The sequence below is a fragment of the Bradyrhizobium sp. genome, assembly GCF_049691595.1.
Taxonomy (GTDB): Bacteria; Pseudomonadota; Alphaproteobacteria; order Rhizobiales; family Xanthobacteraceae; genus Bradyrhizobium.
On sequence record NZ_JBAVNZ010000085.1, the window covers coordinates 1 to 1,786 of the forward strand.

A 1,786-nucleotide genomic window follows, 5' to 3' on the forward strand; every position below is an offset into this window, starting at 1 on the left:
GCCCGGCGTATCGACGTGATCAAGATGTGCGCGGACTGCCGCGTCGAAGCCGTGGTCAACGAGGGTTTTGACCCGCACGGTGCGCCGCCGCGACCCCCGGTGATGTCGACCGAGGATTATCTGCGCGCGCGCGATACCAAGAAAGGCGATCCTTTTGGATCGTGAGGAGCAAATCGTGTCCGCTGCCAGTCCAGACCCGAAAGCGCGCGCGACCTCGCGGGCGGCCGGCATTCCCGGCGTCAGGCACATCATCGCGGTGGCTTCCGGCAAGGGCGGCGTCGGCAAATCCACCACCTCATGCAATCTCGCGCTCGGCTTTGCCGCCATCGGCCTGAAAGCCGGCATCCTCGACGCCGATATTTACGGTCCGTCGCAGCCAAAACTGTTCGGGCTGCGCGGCAAACCGCGCCAGGCCGGCCCGCGGATGCTGGAACCGATGGAACGTTTCGGCGTCAAGGTGATGTCGATCGGCTTCCTGGTCGAGGAGGACCTCGCCATGATCTGGCGGGGGCCGATGGTGATCGCCGCCATCACGCAGATGCTGCGCGAGGTGGCGTGGGGCGATCTCGATATTCTGGTGGTCGATTTGCCGCCCGGCACCGGCGATGCGCAGCTCACCATGGCGCAGCAGGCGCCGCTTTCCGGCGCGGTCATCGTCTCGACGCCGCAGGACATCGCCCTGATCGATGCGCGGCGCGGCATCGCAATGTTTCAGAAAGTGAACATCCCGCTGCTCGGCCTGATCGAAAACATGTCGGGTTTCTGCTGCCCGGCCTGCCATCATGTCACGCCGATATTCGGCCATGGCGGCGCGCGGCAGGAATCCGAAAGCCGCGGAATTCCGTTTCTCGGCGAGATTCCGCTCGACATCCAAATCCGGGAAACCTCCGACGACGGCCGCCCGATCGTCGCAACCGAGCCCGACGGCGTGCATGCGCGGCACTATGTCGACATCGCCCGCCAAATCTGGACCGCGGTCGCCTCCGGCACCGCAAACAGGCCCGCACCGCGCATCGTCATCGAGTAGGCCCCACGGCCGTTGGCATTGAGCCATCCACTAGGAGATAGAACGCCAAGCCTTGTAAAGGGTCAAAAGAATGAGCACTAACCCTCCCGCTAAGGCTCCGCTTGCGACAAAGATAAAGTGAGTTGGAAGTACCAATGGTGCAACGAGAAACCCCAGATAGTTGCTAAGCACCATTCGTTCGACAAACTCAAATGCCAAAACGTAATAAGCCAACACGCTACCTACATATCCTCCGACTGCGCCGAGACCTATAAGAATAAATGCACGCTCTCGGTAGAGAGCTCCGACACAAACGGTAAGGGAAATAGTGACGATTACTATCGCGAAATAAATATACTGTCTGTTTTCCCCGAAGCTGACCCTGAACATCCCGGTGCCCCCAAACAGCAGCCACAGGCACAACCAAGTTGTCGCTATACTCGAAAGCGTGGCAGCGACAAAGGCCACGCTGAGGCTGACGCATTTTAGTAGGCCAGTCGATTGGCTCAAGATTGTAGTCATTACCGTTTCCCTTAGCATCTCGCACCGGATAGATTTGTGCAGCTTCCTGTTGGCACGCGTTGCAGTTTATTTGCCAAGGTGGCAGGCAAGACCGGGTTGTACCGCCACAGTGTCGATATATCCTTAAATGGACCAACAAAAGTTTTTGGCGTAGGGTTTGGTGCGTCGGCCGGAGTTTCGACCACTTGCATACACTCGTTTCGACTAACGGCGGGATGCTAACGGTGCGATGGGTAGGCTTCTTGTTATCATTTGAGG

At 59.0% G+C, this 1,786-nt stretch carries 1 protein-coding gene and 1 pseudogene; one reads left to right on the top strand and one right to left on the bottom strand.

Translation table 11 applies throughout. The features are described 5' to 3' along the window. Positions 1 to 127 precede the first annotated feature (127 nt). A pseudogene (locus tag WCE35_RS04085) lies at positions 128 to 1,027 on the top strand (Mrp/NBP35 family ATP-binding protein); the annotation flags it as partial. A 30-nt stretch (positions 1,028 to 1,057) separates the two neighbouring features. Here the strand turns inward: WCE35_RS04085 and WCE35_RS04090 are convergent. Further along, a complete protein-coding gene (locus tag WCE35_RS04090) occupies positions 1,058 to 1,528 on the bottom strand; it encodes a hypothetical protein (RefSeq protein WP_424592064.1) in 471 nt (156 codons plus the stop codon). Positions 1,529 to 1,786: the final 258 nt, after the last annotated feature.